The organism is Flavobacterium sp. (genome assembly GCF_027531905.1).
Lineage (GTDB): Bacteria > Bacteroidota > Bacteroidia > Flavobacteriales > Flavobacteriaceae > Flavobacterium.
On sequence record NZ_JAPZSU010000028.1, the window covers coordinates 1 to 23,437 of the forward strand.

The 23,437-nt window shown below is 35.3% G+C and carries 21 protein-coding genes and 1 pseudogene; 20 read left to right on the forward strand and 2 right to left on the reverse strand.

Going from position 1 to position 23,437, the window contains the following annotated elements; genetic code table 11:
* A pseudogene (locus tag O9307_RS08440) lies at nucleotides 1-90 on the reverse strand (IS1595 family transposase); the annotation flags it as partial.
* Between the two features lie 56 nt (nucleotides 91-146).
* On the opposite strand from O9307_RS08440, the gene O9307_RS08445 reads away from it, so the two are divergent.
* From O9307_RS08445 to O9307_RS08540, 20 genes are all read left to right on the forward strand, one after another.
* Nucleotides 147-1,289 (forward strand): glycosyltransferase, encoded by a 1,143-nt coding sequence (locus O9307_RS08445; RefSeq protein ID WP_298297694.1) that lies wholly within the window; start codon nucleotides 147-149, stop codon nucleotides 1,287-1,289.
* On the forward strand, nucleotides 1,280-2,290 hold the full coding sequence (locus O9307_RS08450) for a glycosyltransferase family A protein (RefSeq protein ID WP_298297696.1): 1,011 nt from the start codon (nucleotides 1,280-1,282) through the stop codon (nucleotides 2,288-2,290). The genes O9307_RS08445 and O9307_RS08450 overlap by 10 nt, the downstream gene beginning before the upstream one ends.
* Nucleotides 2,291-2,293: 3 nt before the next feature.
* A complete protein-coding gene (locus tag O9307_RS08455) occupies nucleotides 2,294-3,220 on the forward strand; it encodes a glycosyltransferase (RefSeq protein WP_298297699.1) in 927 nt (308 codons plus the stop codon).
* A gap of 242 nt (nucleotides 3,221-3,462) precedes the next feature.
* Nucleotides 3,463-4,134 (forward strand): acylneuraminate cytidylyltransferase family protein, encoded by a 672-nt coding sequence (locus O9307_RS08460; protein WP_298297702.1) that lies wholly within the window; start codon nucleotides 3,463-3,465, stop codon nucleotides 4,132-4,134.
* A gap of 115 nt (nucleotides 4,135-4,249) precedes the next feature.
* Nucleotides 4,250-5,290, forward strand: a complete 1,041-nt coding sequence (locus O9307_RS08465; protein ID WP_298297705.1) for an N-acetylneuraminate synthase family protein — start codon at nucleotides 4,250-4,252, stop codon at nucleotides 5,288-5,290.
* A 69-nt stretch (nucleotides 5,291-5,359) separates the two neighbouring features.
* Nucleotides 5,360-6,484 carry a UDP-N-acetylglucosamine 2-epimerase gene (neuC, locus tag O9307_RS08470; RefSeq protein WP_298297708.1) on the forward strand — a complete coding sequence of 375 codons (1,125 nt, stop codon included), beginning with the start codon at nucleotides 5,360-5,362 and terminating at the stop codon, nucleotides 6,482-6,484.
* On the forward strand, nucleotides 6,481-7,419 hold the full coding sequence (locus O9307_RS08475; RefSeq protein ID WP_298297711.1) for a polysaccharide deacetylase family protein: 939 nt from the start codon (nucleotides 6,481-6,483) through the stop codon (nucleotides 7,417-7,419). Before neuC ends, O9307_RS08475 begins: the two co-directional genes overlap by 4 nt.
* Nucleotides 7,420-8,220, forward strand: a complete 801-nt coding sequence (locus O9307_RS08480) for a hypothetical protein (RefSeq protein WP_298297714.1) — start codon at nucleotides 7,420-7,422, stop codon at nucleotides 8,218-8,220.
* 18 nt (nucleotides 8,221-8,238) lie between these two features.
* On the forward strand, nucleotides 8,239-9,642 hold the full coding sequence (locus O9307_RS08485; protein ID WP_298297717.1) for a hypothetical protein: 1,404 nt from the start codon (nucleotides 8,239-8,241) through the stop codon (nucleotides 9,640-9,642).
* On the forward strand, nucleotides 9,632-10,717 hold the full coding sequence (locus tag O9307_RS08490) for a glycosyltransferase family 4 protein (RefSeq protein WP_298297720.1): 1,086 nt from the start codon (nucleotides 9,632-9,634) through the stop codon (nucleotides 10,715-10,717). Before O9307_RS08485 ends, O9307_RS08490 begins: the two co-directional genes overlap by 11 nt.
* Nucleotides 10,718-10,754: 37 nt before the next feature.
* The gene (locus O9307_RS08495) at nucleotides 10,755-12,188 is read left to right on the forward strand and encodes an MBOAT family O-acyltransferase (RefSeq protein ID WP_298297723.1); all 1,434 of its coding nucleotides are present in this window, start codon (nucleotides 10,755-10,757) and stop codon (nucleotides 12,186-12,188) included.
* 69 nt (nucleotides 12,189-12,257) lie between these two features.
* A complete protein-coding gene (locus O9307_RS08500) occupies nucleotides 12,258-13,139 on the forward strand; it encodes a hypothetical protein (RefSeq protein WP_298297725.1) in 882 nt (293 codons plus the stop codon).
* Between the two features lie 55 nt (nucleotides 13,140-13,194).
* The gene (locus O9307_RS08505) at nucleotides 13,195-14,352 is read left to right on the forward strand and encodes a glycosyltransferase family 4 protein (RefSeq protein ID WP_298297728.1); all 1,158 of its coding nucleotides are present in this window, start codon (nucleotides 13,195-13,197) and stop codon (nucleotides 14,350-14,352) included.
* Between the two features lies 1 nt (nucleotide 14,353).
* Nucleotides 14,354-15,892 carry a glycosyltransferase family 2 protein gene (locus O9307_RS08510; RefSeq protein WP_298297732.1) on the forward strand — a complete coding sequence of 513 codons (1,539 nt, stop codon included), beginning with the start codon at nucleotides 14,354-14,356 and terminating at the stop codon, nucleotides 15,890-15,892.
* Nucleotides 15,893-15,894: 2 nt separating this feature from the next.
* Nucleotides 15,895-16,896, forward strand: a complete 1,002-nt coding sequence (locus tag O9307_RS08515; protein ID WP_298297735.1) for a glycosyltransferase — start codon at nucleotides 15,895-15,897, stop codon at nucleotides 16,894-16,896.
* Nucleotides 16,893-18,017, forward strand: a complete 1,125-nt coding sequence (locus O9307_RS08520; protein ID WP_298297738.1) for a glycosyltransferase — start codon at nucleotides 16,893-16,895, stop codon at nucleotides 18,015-18,017. Before O9307_RS08515 ends, O9307_RS08520 begins: the two co-directional genes overlap by 4 nt.
* Before the next feature lie 42 nt (nucleotides 18,018-18,059).
* Nucleotides 18,060-19,130, forward strand: a complete 1,071-nt coding sequence (locus O9307_RS08525; RefSeq protein WP_298297741.1) for a glycosyltransferase — start codon at nucleotides 18,060-18,062, stop codon at nucleotides 19,128-19,130.
* A 1-nt stretch (nucleotide 19,131) separates the two neighbouring features.
* Nucleotides 19,132-20,472, forward strand: a complete 1,341-nt coding sequence (locus tag O9307_RS08530; RefSeq protein WP_298297743.1) for an O-antigen ligase family protein — start codon at nucleotides 19,132-19,134, stop codon at nucleotides 20,470-20,472.
* Nucleotides 20,444-21,457, forward strand: a complete 1,014-nt coding sequence (locus O9307_RS08535; protein ID WP_298297746.1) for a glycosyltransferase family 4 protein — start codon at nucleotides 20,444-20,446, stop codon at nucleotides 21,455-21,457. The genes O9307_RS08530 and O9307_RS08535 overlap by 29 nt, the downstream gene beginning before the upstream one ends.
* 45 nt (nucleotides 21,458-21,502) lie before the next feature.
* On the forward strand, nucleotides 21,503-22,894 hold the full coding sequence (locus O9307_RS08540; RefSeq protein ID WP_298297749.1) for a sugar transferase: 1,392 nt from the start codon (nucleotides 21,503-21,505) through the stop codon (nucleotides 22,892-22,894).
* Nucleotides 22,895-22,980: 86 nt separating this feature from the next.
* Here the strand turns inward: O9307_RS08540 and O9307_RS08545 are convergent, their stop codons facing one another.
* Nucleotides 22,981-23,328: a hypothetical protein gene (locus tag O9307_RS08545; RefSeq protein WP_298297752.1), complete on the reverse strand. Its 348-nt coding sequence runs from the start codon at nucleotides 23,326-23,328 to the stop codon at nucleotides 22,981-22,983.
* Between the last annotated feature and the right edge of the window lie 109 nt (nucleotides 23,329-23,437).

Sequence of the window (23,437 nt, forward strand, 5' to 3'; positions counted from 1 at the left end):
TTTTATTGAAGCCAAATATTCCAAACAGTCTAAGTCTGTTTTGAATGTGTCAAAAAAATCAATAATACTTTCTCCTTTGAATGATTCCATAACCTTTTTTGTTTTCCGAAATATAAGAAAATATCTTTACAGCTCTATTAAAATAAATGAAAATCCTCTTTGTTTCCATGCCATCAATTCATGTCATACGTTGGGTTGAAAATTTAAAAGATACCTCGCATGAGTTGTTTTGGTTTGACGTTTTAGGGCGGGGAAATATCGAGACTTTAGATTCGGTAACCCAATTTATAGATTGGAAAAAAAGAAAAATAGTGCCAATAAAAGGGGAGTATTTTTTAAGTAAAAAGTTTCCATTGCTTTATGAAAAATTAGAACCGTATTTAGAAGTGACGACAGATGAAGCTTTGGAAAATATAATTAGAGAAATTCAACCCGATATAATTCACAGTTTTGAAATGCAAGGATGCTCCTATCCCATTTTAAAAACGATGCGTAAATATCCTGATATAAAATGGTTATATTCTTGTTGGGGAAATGATTTGTTTTATTACCAACAACTTCCTTTACATTTAAAAAAAATAAAAAATGTCTTAAAACGTGTAGATTTTTTGCATACTGATTGTCAACGGGATTATGTATTGGCAAAAGAATTGGGTTTTTTAGGGAAGCATGTGGGGGTTATTCCTGGGGGAACTGGTTATAAACTTGATGAATTAGAGCCTTACAAATTGCCTTATGCTGAACGGAAAATAATATTGGTTAAAGGATATGAACACTTTTTAGGTAGAGGATTGAATATTGTCAAGGCTTTGGAAGCGATAAAAAATAAAATAGAAAATTATAATGTAGTGGTTTTTGGAGCACATCCTGTCGTCATCGAATATATTCAAAGTCATCAATTGGGCTTTAAAGTTTTTGACAGAAATGAACTCTCACATCAAAGAATATTGGAGTTGATGGGTAAATCATTAATATATATAGGTAATAGTATTTCAGATGGGATGCCCAATACCCTTTTGGAAGCTATTGTGATGGGGGCTTTTCCAATACAGTCCAATCCAGGAGGGGTTACAGAAGAGATAATTAAAAATGGTGTAAACGGGCTTTTAATAGATAGTCCAGAATCTATATTGAGCATACAAAATTTGATTTTAAAATCGATTTCAAATCACTACTTGTTAGAGCGAGCAGCACATGAAAATGCTATTTTGGCAAAAGATAAATTAGATTATGATCAGAACAGCATTAAAGTTATTAGTATTTATGTTGCAATTTTAAAATGCGAATAGGCTTCAATCCACATAAAGACAAAGTTCAAGACACACCTTATTACTTGCATCAGGTGATTATTCCTGTTTATATTCCTAATCAAGAAGGGTATTTTAAGGATAGTTTTGCGATTTTGAAATTGTGTTTGGAATCCTTATTTAGTACTATCCACAAAAAAACGTTTGTAACGATAGTGAATAATGGTAGTAATACAGTAATTTCGGAGTATCTTGATTTACTTTTCAAACAACATAAAATACAAGAGTTAATTCATACCGATAATATTGGTAAACTCAATGCTGTTCTAAAAGGGCTCGCTGGAAACAACATAGAATTGGTTACGATTTCAGATGCAGATGTTTTGTTCTTGCCCAATTGGCAAAAGGAAACGGTAAAGGTATTTGCGAAGGTACCCAAGGCTGGAGTAGTGGGCATAGTGCCGCAATTTAAAATGTATGAAAGTCATTGTGGGAATGTGCTCTTTGATACTCTATTTCATTCAAACCTGCGCTTCGTACCGGTGCAAAACAAAGAGGCTTTAATTCGTTTTTATGATAGTTTGGGTTGGGACAGGAAGTACAATCCAGATTATTTAGCCTATAATTTGGCATTAGAAATTAATCCTGAATTAAGTGTTTTGATTGGATCTGGACATTTTGTAGCCACTTATAAAAAAGATATTTTTGAATCTGTTGTGACTTATATAGGGTTAAAAATGGGAGGGAATAGCGAAGGGTATCTGGATAAGTTGCCTTTGGAGAAAGATTATTGGAGGGTTACTACGCTAGATAATTATGCGTATCATTTGGGCAATACACTAGAGGACTGGATGCAAGTTCCTATTGTATCAGAAGAAGTAGAACCTCATTTTGATTGTGGTTTTCCTAAAAACAAAAAATTGCATCCTTTTTTATACTGGATAAAGAACAGGGTATTTGTCAAGTTTATTTCAATAAAAATATTGGTACAACTGTTTTTAAAATCGAAGAAGTTGCCTGAATCCATGATTCAAAAGTATTAATCCATGAAGTCAATATCTGCTACTTTTACTATACTCATAACCACCAAAGATAGAATTGAGGATTTAAAATTTACTTTGGTTAAGATTCAGCATGTATTGGATCGGAATGATGTGGAATGTATTGTCTGCGATGATGGGTCTAGAGATGAAACCAGTTCTTTTTTGCAACTTAATTACCCAACGATTCAGTTGATTCGGAATGCAAAGAGTAAAGGTTTGATTTATAGTAGGAATGCATTATTGAGTTTGGTAACGACCCCATTTGCTATTTCTATTGATGATGATTTGCATTTTATAACACCCCAGCCTTTGGAATTGATTGCAAATCATTTCGAAAGAAATGAGAATTGTGGGTTAATTGGTTTTCGTATTTTTTGGGATGTAAAGGAACCTATTTCCACAGTTTCAAAGGAAATTCCGGTTAGGATGCAAAGTTTTGCCGGTGGAGCACACGTATGGAGAATGTCGGCATGGAATGCCATACCCAATTACCCAGCTTGGTTCGTTTTTTATGGAGAAGAAGATTTTGCTTCGTATCAATTATTCAAAAAGGATTGGGAGATTCATTATTTGCCAGAAGTATTAGTGCATCATAGAGTAAATATCAAAGCAAGAAAAATACATGCGGATTATGGTCTTCGTTTGCGACGATCTTTGCGTTCGGGTTGGTATTTGTATTTTTTGTTTTATCCTTTACAAAGTATTCCAAGAAAAATGGGCTATTCGCTTTGGATGCAATTCAAATTGAAAGTTTTTAAAGGGGATTGGAAAGCATTGCAAGCTATTGTGTTGGCTTTGTTTGATGTAGTAAAGGCAATTCCTAAAATTATAAAAAGCAGCAACCGATTGACAAAAAGTGAGTATCAAGCCTATCAAAAATTGGAAGCCACAAAGTTATATTGGAAACCAAAAAACGAAGTAGATGAGTGAAAACCGTACAAATTGAAAATACTATTTTTAATTTGCACGATTCCCTCTAAAACATCCCATAAAGCAAGATGAATAAAGTTTTTTTTGATTATTTTTCCTTATAGCTCCCTCTGTTCTACTTAAACAGCATTTTTTACTGCTTTTTTTGTAGTCATTAAAAATTCTTTTTGGCAAAATTTTGAAGGTTGGGAAAGAGATGACCCATTTCATTTTGTTATCTTTGACCGCCAAAAATATCGCATTTGAAAACCATTGCTATTATACCCGCTCGAGGCGGATCGAAACGATTAAAAGATAAAAATATCAAAGTCCTTAATGGTTTGCCTTTGTTAGTGCATAGTATTCGGTATGCGCAACAATTCCCTGATCTTATTGATGGAATTTATGTCAGTACCAATGACAGAGGGATTAAACAAGTAGCACTTGATTATGGCGCTCAAGTAATCGATCGTCCCGAAGCCTTGTCAGGGGATCATGCGACCACCATTTCAGCTTTGCAACATGTGTTGGACAACGTACCCGATACGGTACAAGACGTTGTTTTATTGCAACCCACCAATCCGTTGCGCCCTGATACTTTATTGCCTGAGGCGCTGCACCTTTATTTCGAAGGCAAGTACCAAAGCCTATTTACAGTAAGTAGAAACCATCAAAAATTAGGAAAAATTATCGATTACCAATTTGTGCCTTATAATTATGAATTGGGACAACGGAGTCAAGATTTGGAACCTTTGTATTTCGAAAACGGATTGTTGTATATCTTACAATCGGATTTGATTCGGCAAGGGAAAATTATGGGAGAGCATTCCTTTCCTTTTGTAGTGGATAATCCTTTTTCGGAAGTAGATATTGATACTCAAGCCGATTTTGATTATGCAGCATATTTGATGGGAAAAGTGAATAGTGAGAAGTGAAAAGTAAGAAGGCAGATGTGAGAAGGCCGAAGATAGATTTGAGAAGGCAGATGTGAGATGATAGACGAAAGAAGAAAGAAGCGAAAAAGAAAACCGACAACTGACAACAGAAATAATGAATCCCTATATAGAAATAGCAGGTAGAAAAATAGGTCCAGATTATCCCCCTTTGGTGATTGCCGAAATTGGTATCAATCACGAAGGATCTTTAGAAGTGGCTAAAGCGATGGTAGATGCCGCCCAACGAGCAGGCGTCGAAGTGGTGAAACACCAGACCCATATTGTAGAAGATGAGATGGCAGGAGCAGCTAAGAATGTAATTCCAGGAAATGCCGATGTTTCTATCTACGAAATTATGGAACGCTGCTCCTTGGATGAAGCAGACGAATTGGAATTGAAAAAGTATGTGGAAAGTAAAGGGATGATTTTTATTTCAACTCCTTTCTCTCGTGCTGCTGCCGAACGTTTGAAAAAGTTTGATATACCTGCTTACAAAATTGGATCTGGGGAGTGCAATAATTATCCGCTTCTGGAGCATATTGCTTCTTTTGGTAAACCAGTTATTTTGAGCACCGGAATGAATACTATTGAAAGTATTCGCAAAGCAGTGGCTATTTTTGATAAACATAAAATACCAGTGGCACTATTACATACGACCAATTTATATCCTACACCCGTACATTTGGTTAGATTGGGGGCACTGACGCAAATGCATGACGCTTTTCCAGACAAAGTATTCGGATTAAGCGATCACACTTTGAATAATAATGCTTGTTTGGGTGCAGTGGCTTTGGGCGCTAGTATTTTGGAACGCCATTTTACGGATCACATGCAGCGTACCGGACCCGATATCGTGTGCAGTATGGACGAGTCCACTACCAAAGAATTGATTGTTGGTTCAAATGAAATTTGGCAAATGCGAGGTGGTGTAAAAGCACCTACAGAAGAAGAGCAAGTAACGATTGATTTTGCTTTCGCGACCGTTTGCGCTATAGCGGATATCCAAGAAGGGGAACCATTTACCAAAGATAATATTTGGGTAAAACGCCCAGGAACGGGAGCCATTTTGGCGGAGCATTTTGAGTCGATAATAGGTAAAAAAGCGACTCGAGTTATTGCAAATGATGAACAATTGCGTTGGGAGGATGTAGAATAAATTCTCAATCTTTTTAGAGTAAACCCTGTCATTCAAAACGCTGACAGGGTTGATTGACAAAAAAAATAAATGAAAAAAATCGTTTTTCTTACCGGTACTCGTGCCGATTTTGGTAAAATAAAATCATTGATTTCAATTCTGGAAGGGCATCCTGAATTTGAAGTCTATGTTTTTGTGACCGGTATGCATTTGCAGGAGGAGTATGGCTATACTTTATTAGAAATCGAGCGTTGCGGATTTCAAAACATTCATACCTTTTCAAATCACACCCATGAAACGACTATGGATTTGACTTTGGCAAAAACCATAGAAGGCTTGTCGGCTTATGCAAAAGAAATACAACCTGATTTAATCGTCGTTCATGGGGATCGAGTAGAGACTTTGGCTGGTGCGATTGTGGGATCTTTAAATAATATTTTGGTAGCACATATAGAAGGAGGAGAGGTATCGGGAACAGTCGATGAATTGATTCGCCACAGTGTGAGTAAATTGAGTCATCTTCATTTCGTTTCTAATGCTGAGGCAGCACAACGATTGCAACAAATGGGAGAAATCAAGGAGTCTATCTTTACTATTGGTTCACCTGATATTGATATTATGTTCTCGGAGCAACTTCCTGATGTAGTAAAGGCTAAAAGCTATTATCAATTGGATTTCGAAACCTACGCCATTGCCATGTTTCATCCCGTAACGACCGAGATCGATCAGATGGAAGCCTACGCCCAAAACTTTGTTGCCGCTTTGCTTGCCGATCATCATAACTATTTGGTGGTCTATCCAAATAATGATTTAGGCAGCCGATTGGTTTTGAAAGCCTACGAAGGGTTGAAAGGCAATCCAAGATTCCGCGTCATACCTTCTTTGCGTTTTGAATATTTCTTAACCTTATTAAAAAACAGCCAGTTCATTATTGGGAACAGCAGTGCGGGAATACGAGAGGCACCTTATTACGGCATTCCGATTATAAATATAGGAACGCGTCAACAAAATAGAGCGGTGCATGCAGATATTATTCATGTCGATTATGATGAAAAGAATATTGCAGAAGCTTTAAAAAGTATTGATTTGCACCAAGTACAACCTACAGCTACTGATTTTGGGCAAGGGAATAGTGCTGAATTGTTTTTAAATAGTATTCAAAAAGAAGAATTTTGGCAAATGAATCATCAAAAACAGTTTAGAGATAGAGTATGAATTTTTTAAAGAGGATTAAAAATTGGTATTATATCATATTAAAAGTAAAAAGTAGGATTCTAGTTGGGAGACCTGTTTTGGTGTTGATGTATCATCGCATTAATGATGAGGTAGGACAAAAATTAGCGGGACTAACAGTAAGTGTGGCTACCTTTGAAGAACAACTTCAATATTTTAAAAAGCACTTTCAAATAGTAAGGCTCGAAGAGGATTGGACTTCTTTGGAAAAGACGGGTTTAGTCTTAACTTTTGATGATGGTTATGCTGATAATTTATGGAATGCTTTACCATTATTAGAAAAATATGGTATACCGGCAACACTATTTGTAACTACAATAAATAGTAATACCACTGATGAGTTTTGGTGGGATCGTTTGGTTTTTGATTATTATGCTGCCAATGATTTTTTCTTTATACCTGGCTTTGAGGAAAAAATTTCTAAAAAGGTATATACCTATGATTCTTGTGTGGAAATTGTATCTAAACTCAAAAATGAAGATAGAAATAAATGGTTCTTGGAATTTGAATTATTAAATACTATAAATTATAACAGTAGAGAAGCCTATAGGTCTTTGACCGTAGCGGAATTGAAATTACTTTCTGAACATCCATTAATTAGCATTGGTTTACATACTCATCATCATTATGCGCTAGGAGATCTTTCTTTTAAAGAACAAAAAGAAGAAGTATTGTTGTCAATACATCAATTAGAAAAACGAGTATCGAACCATATTAAATATCTTGCATTACCTTTTGGTTCATACAATAAAGATACTTTAGTAATTGCTGAAGAAGTAGGGTTCAAAGGTGTTTTACTTGCGAATGACTACTACTCAAATAAAAAAAATAAAGCTGGGAAAAAGATAAACAGAATCATAATGCCAAACATCAAAGATGAAGCAATGATAAATCGTTTAAAAAACTTCGATTGTTAAATGGGGTCAATAAATCATTCAAAAATCGCTATTCTTTCTACAGTAATTAACTTTGATTTGTACCATAAAAGTGCACAACTTTTTCCCAATACTATTCAAAAGTATGTTATTGATGGCAGAAATGGAATGCATGGGCTTCAAAGTATTTTTTACATGATGAAAAAGCTGAAAGGTAGAAGCATAGATTGGCTGGTTATGGCAGATGAAGATGTTTTGTTTCAAAGTCCAGATTTAGTGTTTGAAATCATTCAAAAAATGGAAATGGAACAATATACTGTTTGTGGAGTTCGTGATGGGGGGATATTGTCTCATAGGGCTTATAATCCATTTTTGATCAATACTTTTTTTTCGATTGTTAATTTTAAAGAAATTGAATCTCTTTGGGTTAAAAAAAAAGTTGTAAAGAATAATTTTATTCTAGAAAATGAATTTGATGATGATATAACGGGATTAAAAGGGTTGTATGATGTCAAAAGTCTATATGAGCCGTATTATATTTTTTACCTTTGGCTCCGAAGAAATAATAAACAATTTCTTTTTTTAGATTCCAACCATCCTTTTCAGAAAGATCAAATCACAAATACAGTGTATTTTGACAATAAAATTTTGTTACACCATACTTGGTATGCTAGAGCTTATGGTAATAATGAAAAACATACTAAAAGAATTGATACTATTTTTAATTTATTGAATTTTGAAAATTGTGTTCAGGTTGATCCGATTATTTTTAAACACAAATGGTATTACTATTACACAAGGGGACATAAAATGTTTAGAAGGATTGTGAGAATTTTTCGATAAATTAATAATGAAAGAGTAATGAAAAAATTAGGAATTGTAATCACAGATGGTGTAGGATTTAGAAACTTTATAATGAGTGATTTTGTAAATGAAGTCATTCTAGAATTTGATGAGGTTTTTATCTATTCTGGATTGCCAATAGAATGTTATTCAGATTATGTTGTAAGTCCTAAAGTTACCATTAAAGAATTGCCCATTTTTAAAGAAGGGAAAGGTACCTGGTTTTTTAGAAAATGGAAAGAATTAGCACATTTGCAAAGACACCAAGATTACTATGGTATGAAAGATAATTTGGTTTCTGGTTATCCAAAAAGCAAATCTATTCGTTCCTTATTGATCAAAATGCTGTACTTTTTTACACGATATATACATTCAAATGCCAGTATTCTGTTTGCTGAAAAAATGCAATTTTTGTCGTTTTCACGCCATAAAATTACCAAAGAATATGTTGAATTATTGCATAGAGACAAACCCACTCATTTGTTTTTTACACATCAGCGTCCAGCCTATTTAGCCCCTTTTTTGTATGCAGGAATTCAAAATAAAATCCCAACGAGCACTTTTATTTTTAGTTGGGATAATTTAGCTTCGAAAGGAAGGATGTTAGGTACTTTTGATTATTTCTTGGTGTGGAGTAATTTAATGAAAAAAGAGTTACTCTACTTTTACCCGAATGTAAAAGCAGAGAATGTAAAAGAGGTTGGGACACCTCAGTTTGAGCCTTATGTGATTGAAAAGTATGTAAGCTCAAGAGAAAATTTTATCAAGAAGTTTGGGTTAGATAACAATAAAAAAACGATTTGTTACAGCTGTGCTGATGTTTCAATTGGACCCAATGACCCAATTGTAATTGAAGCTATAACACAGGCTATACGAAATAATGAAATTGATTTTCCAGTACAGCTTGTTGTTAGAACCTCTCCTGCTGAAGATGATAGTAGATTCAAAACGATAAGAGAGAAATATCCAGAAATCATTTGGAATGTCCCTAAATGGGTTTTGACGCGTGAGAACCATGTCGAAAGTTGGTCACAACGTATTCCAAGTGAAGAAGATATTATTGATTTGCGTTCTTTGCTAGAAAATGTAGATTTGAATATCAATATGTGTTCAACCATGAGTTTAGATTTTATGTTGTTTGATAAACCAGTAATCAATACTGTTTTTGGTAATCTGGAGAACGGACGCTATAACGATCAACGATTTTTAGAGTACAGTCATTTTAAAAAAGTAGTAGATAGTGAATCGGTTACCATTGCTAAAAATGCAAGTGAACTAACCACGCAAATTAATGAAGCGCTGAGTAAACCCGAAAAAAGAAAGCTGCAAAGAAAGGAATTGATCGCTCTTCAAATTAGTCAGGATTTAAAAGGAACTAGCCAAAGAATTGCAAAAACATTAAGTGAGTTTAATGAAAAATAAAAAAAAAATAGCCATTCTTTGTAACTATATCCTGTTGCCCGAAAGAGTGGGAGGCATGGATCATTTTTTTTGGAAATTTGACGCCACCTGCAAAGCGAATAACATTCAGGTGGATTGGTTTTTTCCTAATCGTGCTCAGCATGGCGAATATGGTAGTTTGACTATTTTTGACAGTAACCATCAAAGTGTTGAGTCTTTTTTTCTTGATTTTTGTATTCAAAATCGTCCTGATTATACTCATGTGGTTACTCATTTTGTGGAGTTGTGCACTCCTTTTTTTAAGAAAGTAAAACTATTGTCCGAGGCCAAAGTAATTGCAGTAGATCACAATCCGAGACCCATAAAAGGTTATCCTTTAAAGAAGAAGATTGAAAAGAAAGTAAAAGGTTTTTTATATTCAAAATATATTGATGAGTTAATTGGTGTATCAAATTATACGGTAGAAGAGATTATTAATGATTTTGGATTTCAACTGAGATCGAAAACGAAAACCATTTATAATGGTGTAATTAGTAAGGATATAAAAGTCAGATCAAATAGAGCGTTAAATAAACCAACTTTTTTAGTAGCCTCTCATTTGCGGGAATCCAAAGGAATTCAAGATTTGATTGTGGCGGTTCAATATCTTCCTTTAGAAATAAAAAACGAAATAAAAATTGACATATATGGAGATGGGCCATACAAAAATCAATTAATAGAAAAAATTAAAAAGTACCAACTTGAAGATTGTTTTTCTTTTAAGGGAAACCAATCAAATCTAAATGAAATTTTTTCGCAATATGATTATATGTTGCAACCAACCCACATGGAATGTTTTAGTTTGTCTATATTAGAGAGTTTAGCCGCTAATGTTCCCGTAATTACAACCAATGTTGGTGGAAATGAAGAAGCTGTAGTGGACGGTAGTAATGGCTATGTTTTTAAAGCCAAGGATACTATTGCATTAACAGCTATTCTTGAAGAGGTTTTTTTAGGTAAAAAGAAGATTCATGCTAATACAAGAATTGCTATTGAAGATAAATTTTCTTTGGAAAAAATGGTAAATGAACATTTTGCCTTACTACTGAATAAATAACCTTATTTTTGCCGAACTTAATTAGTTCGATTCTTTTATGTTTTTCAACTCCTTGGCTTTTGCCATTTTTTTACCCATTGTCTTTTTCTTGTATTGGTTTGTTTTTAATAAAACTAAAAACACCCAAAACGCTTTACTGATATTGGCCAGTTATTACTTCTATTCCTGCTGGGATTGGCGTTTTTTATTCCTATTGGTGTTTTCTACTTTTTTGGATTATTACACAGGTATCCGAATCGAAAAAAGCGCTAATGAGAAAGGGCGAAAGTTTTGGTTTTGGCTCAGTATTATGGTCAATTTAGGATTTTTAGGGGCTTTTAAATACTTCAATTTTTTCTCGGATTCATTTGCCCAACTACTTACTTCTATTGGATTTAAAACGAGTCCAATATTGCTGGATGTGATTCTTCCCGTTGGGATATCCTTTTACACCTTTCATGGCTTATCCTATGTAATTGATATTTATTACAAGCGTATCAAAGCGGAGTATAACTTTGTCGATTATTCTTTGTTTGTGAGTTATTTTCCTTTGTTGGTGGCTGGACCTATTGAAAGAGCCACCCATTTATTGCCACAGGTTAAAGTACATCGTAGTTTCGATTTGGAAAAAGCCAAAGAAGGCTTGGCCCAATTTGTTTGGGGATTGGTAAAAAAAGTTGTGATAGCAGATACCTGCGCCACGTATGCAAACGCAGTTTTTGATAACTATTCTTCTATGAATTCTTTATCCTTGATACTTGGCGCTATTTATTTTGCATTTCAAATTTATGGAGATTTCTCAGGCTATTCGGATATGGCTTTAGGAATGTCAAAACTTTTTGGAATCGATTTATTGAAAAACTTCAATTATCCCTATTTTTCAAGAGACATTGCCGAATTTTGGAGACGCTGGCACATTTCGTTATCGTCTTGGTTTCGGGATTATTTGTACATTCCGCTAGGAGGCAGTCAAGGGGGAATGTGGTTCAAAATTCGCAATACCTTCATTATTTTCTTGGTGAGTGGTTTTTGGCACGGCGCTAATTGGACGTATGTCGTTTGGGGATTACTGAATGCCATTTATTTTCTGCCTTTATTGGTATTGCAAAAAAATAGAAATAACACTGGTCCAGTAGTAGTTAACTTCGATTGGAAGGGATTACAAACTATAGTAAACATCTTGATTACTTTTCTTTTAAGTACTATTGCTTGGGTCTTTTTTAGAGCGAAATCCATAACCGATGCGGTTTTGTATTTAAAGCAACTGGTTTATAATGGTGATTTTAGTTCGCAGTATTTGTCTAACGAACGGTATAACTACGAAATACTCCTTTTGATTGGTGTTTTTGTAGTGGTAGAATGGAACAACAGAAACCGAGTAGAACCCTTATCAGGACGCTATAGTCTTATAAAATTTGGTGTAGCCATCGCAGCCATTATGGCTTTAGGCACTTTTTCGGATTATAAGGAGTTTATTTATTTTCAGTTTTAAGGTATAGTTTGAACTCTGAACCCTGTCAGAGTTCCAAACTCTGACAGGGTTAAAAAGAAACCAATTTATATGAAACAATTTTTACTATATACATTAAAAATAGGAGTACTCACGATAGCCATCGCTGTAGTATTAGATTTTGGCTATACCAAAGTTTTTTTACAATCTTCGAATAGAGGAAAAATTGAAAAAGTATTCAATTCCAAAGACGAAAAGTATGATGTGGTAATCTTAGGATCATCAAGAGCGAACAATCATTTTGTGGCGCCAATGTTTGAAGACAAAGGGCTGAGAACCTTTAATTATGGAATGAGTGGCGGTCATTTGTTTGAAGCTTCCTTGTTGTTAAAACTAATGATAGAGCGTAACTATCAAATTAAAAATGTCATTTTAGAAGCCGACTTGAATTTGTCGAATGACCATCAAGCCGAAGGGATATCGGCGAAATTCTTGCCATTCCTCCACGAATCCAAAACCATCAAAACCCATTTTGAAAAGGAATCCGATTTTATGGAACTGTATTATATTCCTTTTTACCGTTATGTGAAATACGATGCCAAAATAGGAGTACGTGAAACTTTCTTTACTGCAATAGGAAAGAATACCTCTCAAATGGAAAATAAAGGCTATTATCCTTTGGGACAAAAGCCCAATGCCAACATGAAGAATAATATTGCCAATTTGAACCCTTTGCCAAAGAATCAATATTATTATGAGATTAAACAGCTTTGTGCACAGAAAGGAATAAACTTTATTGTTATTATGACCCCAATGTGCGAAAACACAAAAGGAATGAATTATTTTGATAAAGTGAAAAAACGATATCCTGAAATTCACAATTATGAAAAGGTGGTTTCAGAAGATCGATATTTTTCGTCTTGTGGACATCTAAATGATGCCGGAGCGCGATTGTTTACGGCGAGGATTTTAAAGGATTTTTTTAGTAAATAATTTCTAACCCTGTCAGAGTTTAGAACTCTGACAGGGTTAATTAATTAAATGAAATATGCATATAGCTTTTTTAACCCCTGAATATCCTCACCCTAATACGGGGCATTCTGGGGGTATTGGTACCAGTATCAAAAATTTAGCCATTGGTCTTTTGGCTCAAAAATGTAAAGTAAGAGTATTGGTTTATGGGCAAAGAGAAGATGCTATTTTCGAGGATGAGGGTATTTGTATTCAACAAATAAAAAACATAAAGTGTAAAGGATTATCTTGGTGGTTGACTCGAAAAAAGATTCAAACAATCACCAATCAATTGTATGAAGCTAGAGAAATAGATGTAATTGAAGCTCCCGATTGGACGGGTATCACTTCTTTCATTACGCCCAAGAAATGTCCAATTGTAATTCGATTGCATGGATCTGATACTTATTTTTGTCATTTGGATAAACGCCCTGTGAAATGGATTAATAAATTTCATGAAAAAAGAGGATTGCAAAATGCCGATGGATTACTATCGGTAAGTCAATATACGGCCGATATTACTAATGCTGTTTTTGGATTGGATAAAAAATTTACAATTATTCCAAATCCAATTGATACTCTTTTGTTTAGGTCTAATGCTGAAAATTCAAATGAAGAAAAAAGCATATTGTATTTTGGAAGCCTGATTCGTAAAAAAGGATTGTTGGAATTGCCTTTGATTTTTAATAAGGTTGTAGAAAAAAATCCTAAAGCAAAATTGGTTTTGGTAGGCAAAGATGTTCCTGATATTGCTACTGGAAATTATTCTACTTGGGATATGATGCAAGCATTATTTTCGGAGCAAGCAAAAGACCAAGTGTCGTATTTAGGAAGTATCCCATATGCTGAAATAAAAGCGAAAATAGCCGAGGCTACGTTGTGTGTTTTTCCTTCATTTGCAGAGGCTTTCCCCGTTTCTTGGTTGGAAGCGATGGCAATGGGAAAGCCAATTGTAGCTTCCAATATTGGATGGGCCACAGAAATGATTGATGATGGTAAAAGTGGTTATTTAGTAGATCCTAGAGACCACAATTTATTTGCAGGTAAAATAATAGATTTATTAAAAGATGAGCAATTGCGATTGGACATGTCTAAAGAAGCTAGAAACCGAGTGGAGTCCATTTTTGATATCCAAAAAATAGCTTTACAAAATGTTAAATATTATCGAGGAATAATTGCTAAATCACTTAACTAAAATGAAGTTAGACGAATACAAAACGAATTCAGGTGAAGTTATTTTTTACCAAGGTAAGCCTGATTTTGAGATATTAGAAGAGCTTGCATTAGGAACTGGAGATATTTGGCACAGTTCTTTTGAACAAGGTTTTAAAAATGTTTTTCCTGAATTGGTGTATCAAACGGCTACATTTTTTTGGTATTTAAATGATTTCGAGAATCTTGAACAATGTGTGAGTTGGAGGGTCAATCCGTATGCATTTGCAGTTCGAAAATCGACTTGGGATAGGCTCAACGGTTTTGATATGGAGTATAAAAATCCTCAATTACAAGCTTTAGATTTTGGTTATAATGCAGTACGAAATTCAGGGGCAGTTGTTTTGTATGTAAAAGATTTATTCACAACTACTGATGTTCAGAAAATAAATATATCGGCACGAGATCGTTACACTTTCTTTTTGAAAAATTTCAAATTAGATCATGCTATATTCATGCTATATCGACAAGGTTTTTGGAAATGGAAGGAGTGGGATGCTTTTTTTTATGCGAAGCGTAATTTTAAAAAATCGAAATCAAAACCAATAGTTAAGCCTAAAATTTTAAAACCAATAGAAGGAAATCCAAAGGTAAGCTATATCATTCCTACTATGTTTCGCCAAGAATATACCTTGCAATTACTTGAGGATTTAAACCAACAATCTTATTTACCTACACAAGTAGTGGTGGTTGATGCTACCCCCATCAGCCTTCGCGATGAAAATTTGTACAACCAGAAAGCATATTCATTTGAATTAATTGTCAAATGGCAGGAATCCAAAGGCAGTTGTAGGGCAAGAAATGAGGCTATTGATTTGTGTACGGGAGATTATATTGTTTTTGGAGATGATGATATTCGAATTCCACCAAATTTTATAGAAAATCATATTCGATTTTTGCAAACCAATAAAGCTGGAGCGTGTAATGGATTGGATATTAGAGCGGATCATCAAAAACAAAATCTAAAAGATTTGGATGATAAATTGCAACAGCTAGGTGATAAAAGATGGATTGCTGGTTGCTCGCAAATGTTCAGTAATGCCAATTCATGCGTAAAAAGCGATTATGTAAAACAGTTGGTAGGTAACGATGTCAATTTTGATGGTGGTTACGGGGAAGACAGTGATTTTGGGATGTCATTATCAAAAATTGGGGTTGCGGTCTTGCATAATCCATTTTCAGTAAATTTGCATCTTAAACCACCCACGGGAGGTTACCGATTTTGGGGCACGCAAGCAAAGATTATAGGGAAGAAACGAAAAACCCAACCTTGGGAATTGGACACTCCTGTAAAATGGATTACTCCTGTGCCGAGTCCAACAGTAATGTATGGGACTGTTAAACATTTTACCCCACAACAAGTAGTCGAATACAAGCAAAAGCATTTTTTTCTGTATCTATTCAAAGGCCCTAAAGTGACTTTTTTATATCGATTATTACGAATACCATACAAAAATATTCAATTTAAGAAATCCCTTTTTTATGCTAAAAAATTGTTAGCATTAGGAAAAAGAACCCAATAAGCATGAAATTCTCTCTAATTATTTGTACTTACATGCGTCCAAAGCCTTTGTTGCAATTGTTGCAATCGGTGAAGGAACAAACGTTATATCCTGATGAAATTTTGATTATTGACGGGTCTACCAATGATGGAACAGAACAAATACTAGCGAATAATTTTTTTCAAAATCTAAGCTATTTTTTGGTTTCAAAGGAACATAGGGGATTGACCAAACAACGCAATTTTGGTATTGCCAAAGTAAGTGCGGACGTAGAATTCGTTTGTTTTTTAGACGATGATACGGTTTTAGAAAAAGAATATTTTGAGGTATTGTTAAGCACTTATAAAAAATATCCTGAGGCACTTGGAGTAGGAGGGTATATAGATAACGAGATCAAATGGGAACCTATTGAGGCTAATTATAATTCTCAAATGAATGAGTTTTGTTTTGATGGATGGAAAAGAAAAGAGGGAAGCCGATTTGTTTTGCGAAAAAAATTAGGGTTGGATAGTGATTGTCCTCCAGGATTTTCTTCTTTATATTCACATGGTAGAAGTGTTGGTTTTTTACCTCCAAGCGACAAAATTTATGAAGTAGAACAATTGATGGGAGGTGTTTCTTCTTTTCAAAAAAAGGTATTTGAAACGCATCAGTTTTCCACTTATTTTGAAGGCTATGGCTTGTACGAAGATGCCGATTTTTGTTTGAGAGTTGCTAAAACAGGTAAATTGTACCTGAATACAGCCGTAAAATTGAACCATTATCATGCAGCCTCTGGTCGTCCGAATCAATATCAGTATGGGAAAATGGTAGTGCGTAACGGTTGGTACGTCTGGCGTGTAAAAAATCCTAAACCCCTATGGAAAGATCGTTTCAAATGGCATGCGATTACTTTGTTGTTGATTTTTATTCGATTTAGCAATAGCTTTACTTTCAACCAACGCAAAGTTGCTTTTACTGAAGCTTGTGGAAGAATGGTAGGATGGTGGAGTTTGATGTTTAATCAACCAAAAGTACAGCAATGAAATTCGCCATCATCACACATGTCCTGCACAAAAAACTAGGCAATCAGTATTTTGCCTACGCTCCTTATGTTAGAGAAATGAATGTTTGGGCGAAATATGTCACGGAGTTCATGGTAGTTGGAGCGGTTAAGGAGCAACAGTCCACCCCGATTGACAGTTGCTATAGTCATCCTTCTATTTCTTTTTTTGAAGTGGATACCATAGATGTGCTTACTTGGAAGACAAGAATAATCACTTTTTTTAAATTACCAAAAATAGCTTGGCAAATTTTCAAAGCCATGTACCAAGCGGATCACATTCACTTGCGTTGTCCTGGCAATATTGGATTATTGGGGTGCTTTGTACAAATCTTGTTTCCGAATAAATCTAAAACAGCAAAATACGCTGGCAACTGGGATCCTAAAGCCAAACAACCTTGGAGCTATCGTTTGCAAAAATGGCTCTTGAGTAATTCCTTTCTAACTCGAAATATGCAAGTATTGGTGTATGGAGAATGGGAAGGCAGTAGTAAAAACATACATCCTTTTTTTACCGCCACATACTGGGAAACCGAAAAAGCACCACTAAAACCTCTTAATTTTGCTAACTCCATTCGATTGGTTTTTGTAGGAACTTTGTCTGAAGGGAAACGTCCGATGTATGCCATAGCTTTGGTTGAAGCTTTGTCCAAAAGAGGGTATGCTGTTCAATTGGAGCTGTATGGAGAAGGGAAAGAAAGAGTTGTATTAGAAGACTATATTGAAGAAAATCATTTGAAAAGCTTTATCGAACTGAAAGGCAATCAATCAAAAGAAATCATAAAGTCTGCTTACCAGAGCAGTCATTTTGTACTCCTGCCTTCTAAAAGTGAGGGTTGGCCTAAAGCTATAGCGGAGGGGATGTTTTGGGGATGTGTCCCTCTGGCGACGTCCATTTCTTGTGTCCCCTTTATGTTGGACTATGGCAATAGAGGAGTTGTATTAACTACTGAACTAGAAGAAGATGTGCTGCAAATTTCGGGGCTCTTGCAAGATGAGAGAGGCTATTGGAGAAAAAGAGAGCAAGCCTCTGAGTGGTCCAGAAAGTATACTCTGGATGTTTTTGAAAAGGAAATAGAAAAAATGGTCTCTGGCTCCTTTTAAAGAGTTTTTAGTCCTAAATTAGTTTTAACCTTATAATAATTTATGCGCATTTTACAACTCATAGACTCCTTAGAAGCCGGTGGCGCAGAGCGAATGGCTCTAAATTATGCCAATGCGCTTGCCGATACCATTGGGTTTTCAGCTTTAGTAGCCACGCGAAAAGAAGGGGCTTTGTTAGGACAAATTGACGCGAAAGTGACTTATCTTTTTTTGAATAAAAAAAGGAAATTGGATGTTGGAGCCCTATGGCGCTTGCGTTCTTTTGTTTTACAATATTCGATCACCCATGTTCATGCCCATAGTTCGTCTTTCTTTATAGCCTTTCTGCTTAAATTGACTTTGCCTTCTTTGAAGATAATTTGGCATTATCATTATGGAAATTATAAGGGAATAGCAAAAAAAAGATTTTTTACTTTTAAGAGTATAATCCCCTTTTTTAATGGGGTAATTTCAGTAAATCTGAATTTGAAACGTTGGATTGAAACTGAGCTAAAATCTAAAAATGTTATTTATTTACCCAATTTTATATCACCTAGTAAAGAAGAGAATATAACCAATCTATTAGGATATGAAGGGAAACGAATTGTGTCGTTAGCAAATTTACGACCAGATAAGAATCATTTTTTGCTTTTACAGGTGGCTACAATGCTCAAAAATTCTCATCCGGATTGGACGTTTCATTTGGTAGGAAAAGATTTTGAAGATGATTATTCAAAAGAAATTAAAAGCAAAATAAAGGAATTAGAAGTAGAAAATCAGGTATTTTTGTACGGCTCAAGAACGGATATTCCCTTTATTTTGAGTCAGAGTACCCTGGGAATTTTGACTTCTGTGTCCGAAGGCTTACCAGTAGCCTTGCTAGAGTACGGAATGCATGAGCTAGCTGTGATCGTCACAGAGGTGGGAGAGTTACCGAATATCATAAGTAATGAGGTTAATGGATGTTTGATTAAAAGCAATGACCCAGTATCATTTTACAAAGCTTTAGTGGCTTTGATTTCAGATTCCTCTAGAAGAAAATCTATGGCACGGGCTTTAAATCAAACGATTACCGAAGGATATTCCTCAAAAAATGTTTTGGAAAAATATAGACATTGGCTAGAAAATTTATAAAATGAAAAAAGAAGAAGTCGCTTATCTTTATTTAGTAGCCCTACATGCTTTTTTAGGCTTTGTGTTTTTTTTACTTCCTTTTCTTAGTAAAGTGTATGGTATAGCTATATTACTTTTCGGAATCTATTATATTGTTCAATCTAAAAATAGAAATAACGAGGCTTTATTGATGGCGGCGTATGCGATTAGTGCCGAAATTATTTTGCGAATGACAGGAGGTGCCTTTGTCAACGAATATGGGAAATATCTGGTAATGCTTTTTCTTTTTTTAGGAATGCTATATGCTGGTTTTTCTAGAAGCGCTTTAGTTTATTGGTTGTTTTTGTTTTTCTTAGTGCCAAGCGTGGTGCTTTCAACGATAACTTTGGATATTACAACTGATGTTAAAAAAGCCATAGTATTTAATATATCAGGACCTGTTTGTTTGGGGATAGCTGCTATTTATTGTTTTAAACGGCAAATATCTTTTCAACGATTAGTAGCAGTGGTCACTGCTTTTTCTTTGCCATTACTCTGTTTAATAACGTATTTGTATCTGTATAACCCCAGCGTTCAAGATGTGGTGACAGGTACACAGTCCAATTTTGAAACTTCGGGAGGATTTGGTCCCAATCAAGTATCGACTATATTAGGTTTTGGTATTTTTATCTTTTTTGTGCAATTGCTCTTAAATTCTTCCAATGCTTTGTTGCAGCTAATCAATGGTAGTCTGGTATTAGTTTTTGCTTTTAGAGGCTTGGTTACTTTTTCTAGAGGGGGAGTTTACACTGGTGTAGCTATGATTCTTTTGTTAGTAGTGATTTTGTATTTCCAAGCCAATTTTCAAACCAAACCTAAGATTGCGGGGATTATACTTTTATCTTTTTTGGGTATGCTAGCGGTGTGGACTTACAGCTCTATTCAAACCAGTGGGTTGCTCAATAAGCGTTATGCTAATCAGGATGCCTCAGGGCGTGAGAAAAAAAGTATTCTGACGGGAAGAGAATATTTGATAGAAACTGAACTTAAAATGTTTTTCGAAAATCCAGTTTTGGGGGTTGGAGTAGGGAAGAACAAAGAATTACGACAATCTCTAACCGGAATCGAAGCTGCTTCACATAATGAAATGACACGAATGCTGGCGGAACATGGTGCTTTGGGCGTGGTTTGCCTGTTGATTTTACTATTGACGCCCTTGTATTTGTTTGCTATCGATCGGCAGAATCTTTTGGCGCTTTCTTTTTATATATTTTGGTTATTGACCATAAACCATGCCGCTATGCGTTTGGCAGCGCCTGCGTTCGTGTATGCCTTATCTCTTTTAAAAGTTCATCGTGAAGCACCTGCTGTACATAGGAAATAAATTAGCACGCAACGGATCCAATCCAACGGCTATTGATACTTTGGGGCCTTTACTAGAAAAAGAAGGATTCAAAATTAGCTATGCTTCTACTAAATCTAACAAGATCATGCGCCTACTAGACATGATGAGAACCGCTTGTTTTACTCGCAAAGTAGATTATGTATTGATTGATACTTACAGTACTACTAATTTTTGGTATGCTTTTGTAGTGAGTCGAATATGCAACCTTAGAAATTTGAGGTATATCCCTATTTTGCATGGTGGTAATTTGCCTCAGCGATGGCTAACTCATCCTAAAAGTTGTAAATTACTTTTTCATCAAGCGTATCGCAATGTGTGTCCCTCGCCTTATTTATTACAAGCTTTTGAGGCGTTAGCATGTCCGAATCTAAGGCTCATTCCAAATGCTTTAGAGGGGAGCCATTATTTTTTTAAAGAAAGAAGGTCTGTTAAGCCTAAACTATTATGGGTGCGCGCTTTTGCTGAAATATATAATCCTACTATGGCGGTTCAGGTTTTGGATCGACTAGTTAAAGAATTCCCCGATGCCGAACTGTGTATGGTGGGCCCCGATAAAGATGGGAGTCTTGAAAAAACAAAACAATTAGCCCAAGATTTAGGCTTAAAAGTCACTTTTCCTGGGCAATTATCAAAATCAGCGTGGGGGCAACTTTCTGAGCAGTATGATATTTTTATTACTACCACGCATTTCGATAATATGCCCGTGAGTGTAATTGAGGCTATGAGTTTAGGATTGGCTGTAGTTTCTACCAACGTAGGCGGAATTCCTTTTTTGATTGAAGAGGGTGAAGAAGGACTTTTAGTAGCTGATAATGACGTACAAGCAATGTGTGATGCTATTCAATTTTTAGTAAATAATCCAATAGGGTTTATTGAAATTACTAAAAAAGCAAGAAATAAAGCAGCTTGTTTTGAATGGGAAAAGGTCAAAGAAAAATGGATTACAATTTTTAATAATCCCTGATAGTATGGGTAAAATTGAGTAACTTGCGTTCGAATACGACCGTCTATGAATAAAAAAAGAATGCATTTCGAACTTTCGGAAAGAAAGTTCCTATTACTTATAGTCGATATCCTGGTAGTATTGGGAGCTTTGTATTTGTTATCGAAAGTGTTTCATTTTACTTATTTTGTTTTTTCTACTGAAACTTATTATTGGCCAATAATCTTTGCTATTTATTTGTTACTCTTTGGTGGTGTTTTTGAAATGTACAATCTTCAAGTAGCTAGTAATCCGTTTCAGGTGTTAAAAAGCACCATTTTGACGACTACTGCCACTGTTTTAGTCTATTTATTAACGCCTTTTTTATCCCCTCATTTACCCGAAAGTAGATTACAGTTGATAGGGTTTTATGCGATAGTTTTTTTGTCGTTATACGTTTGGCGGTTTTTTTATGTAAAGTTTTTAGCGACCAATCGGTTTGTACAAAATGTAGTGTTGATTTGTGATAAAGGACAGTTAGAGCAATTAGTGGTCGATTTAGAAGATGCCGACCCCTATTACAGAATCATAGGCTTTGTAAATTCAGACCTGTCTAATAAAAAAGAGTCAAAGCGTACCCTTAAAAAAGAAATTCCGGTAGCACTGTTAACTAAATTTGTCAATAGAAGCGGTGTTTCTGAGATTGTGGTGGCTTCACAAAAGACGGATGGAATTACAACCGAGTTATACCAACAATTATTGCATTTACTTGAGTCTGGTAAGAGTATTAGAGAGTATGTTCATGTGTATGAAAATAAAACACAGCGTATACCAGTACATCAAATAGCAGAAGATTTTTATCGTTTTTTTCCTTTTAGTAGAAGTAATCAGAATAAATTGTACTTGTATCAAGTTAGGTTATTTGAACTTTTATTTTCGTTTACAGGGATTGTAATTGGAGCATTGCTTGTTCCTTTTTTGATGGTAGCCAATTGGTTTTGGAACCGAGGGCCTCTGTTTTATACTCAGGAAAGAGTAGGAAAAGACGGTGCTTTGTTCAAAATCTATAAATTTAGGAGTATGGTAGAAAATGCTGAAAAACATGGCGCAGTCTTCTCTTCGATAGGGGATGCTCGAGTTACTCCTTTTGGGAAATTCTTGAGAAAAACCCGTATTGATGAAATCCCACAGTTTTTGAATATTCTAAAAGGCGAAATGGGGGTGATTGGTCCACGCCCGGAACGACCTATTTTTGTGCAAGAAATATCAGCTATTATGCCTTTTTATGAAACCCGTCACATCATTAAACCAGGCCTTACCGGATGGGCACAGGTGAATTATAATTATGGGGAGTCTATAGAAGAGAGTTTAGTGAAATTGCAATATGATTTGTATTATATCAAACATCGAAGTATTTTTATTGATGTTAGTATCATTTTTAAAACCATCTCTACAGTATTGTTTTACAGAGGACAATAATCTCTTACATCTTAAAAGAGTGAGAAGTGAGAAGTGAAATGTGTACGTTGTAATGTGATATGTGAAAGATTCCCAAATCCAAATTCCTAATACCCAAGACCTAAATCCCAACCCCCAACACCCAACCCCCAACACCCAACCCCCAACACCCAACACCCAATACCCAACACCCAATACCCAACACCCAAAACCCAACCCCCAATACCCAACCCCCAACACCCAACCCCCAACCCCCAACACCCAATACCCAACACCCAATACCCAATACCCAATACCCAACACCCAATACCCAATACCCAACACCCAACCCCCAACCCCCAACACCCAACACCCAACCCCCAACCCCCAACCCCCAACACCCAACACCCAACACCCAATACCCAACACCCAATACCCAACACCCAATGTACGTCCCTGATATAGGTTGACCACAAAAGTCAATTTATATGAAAGCAAATTTAAAGAATGTTCGAAAAGTACGGCATTATTCAGAAGATTTTAAACGAGAGATTGTTTCTGTTTTTGAAAGTGGCAAATTAAGTG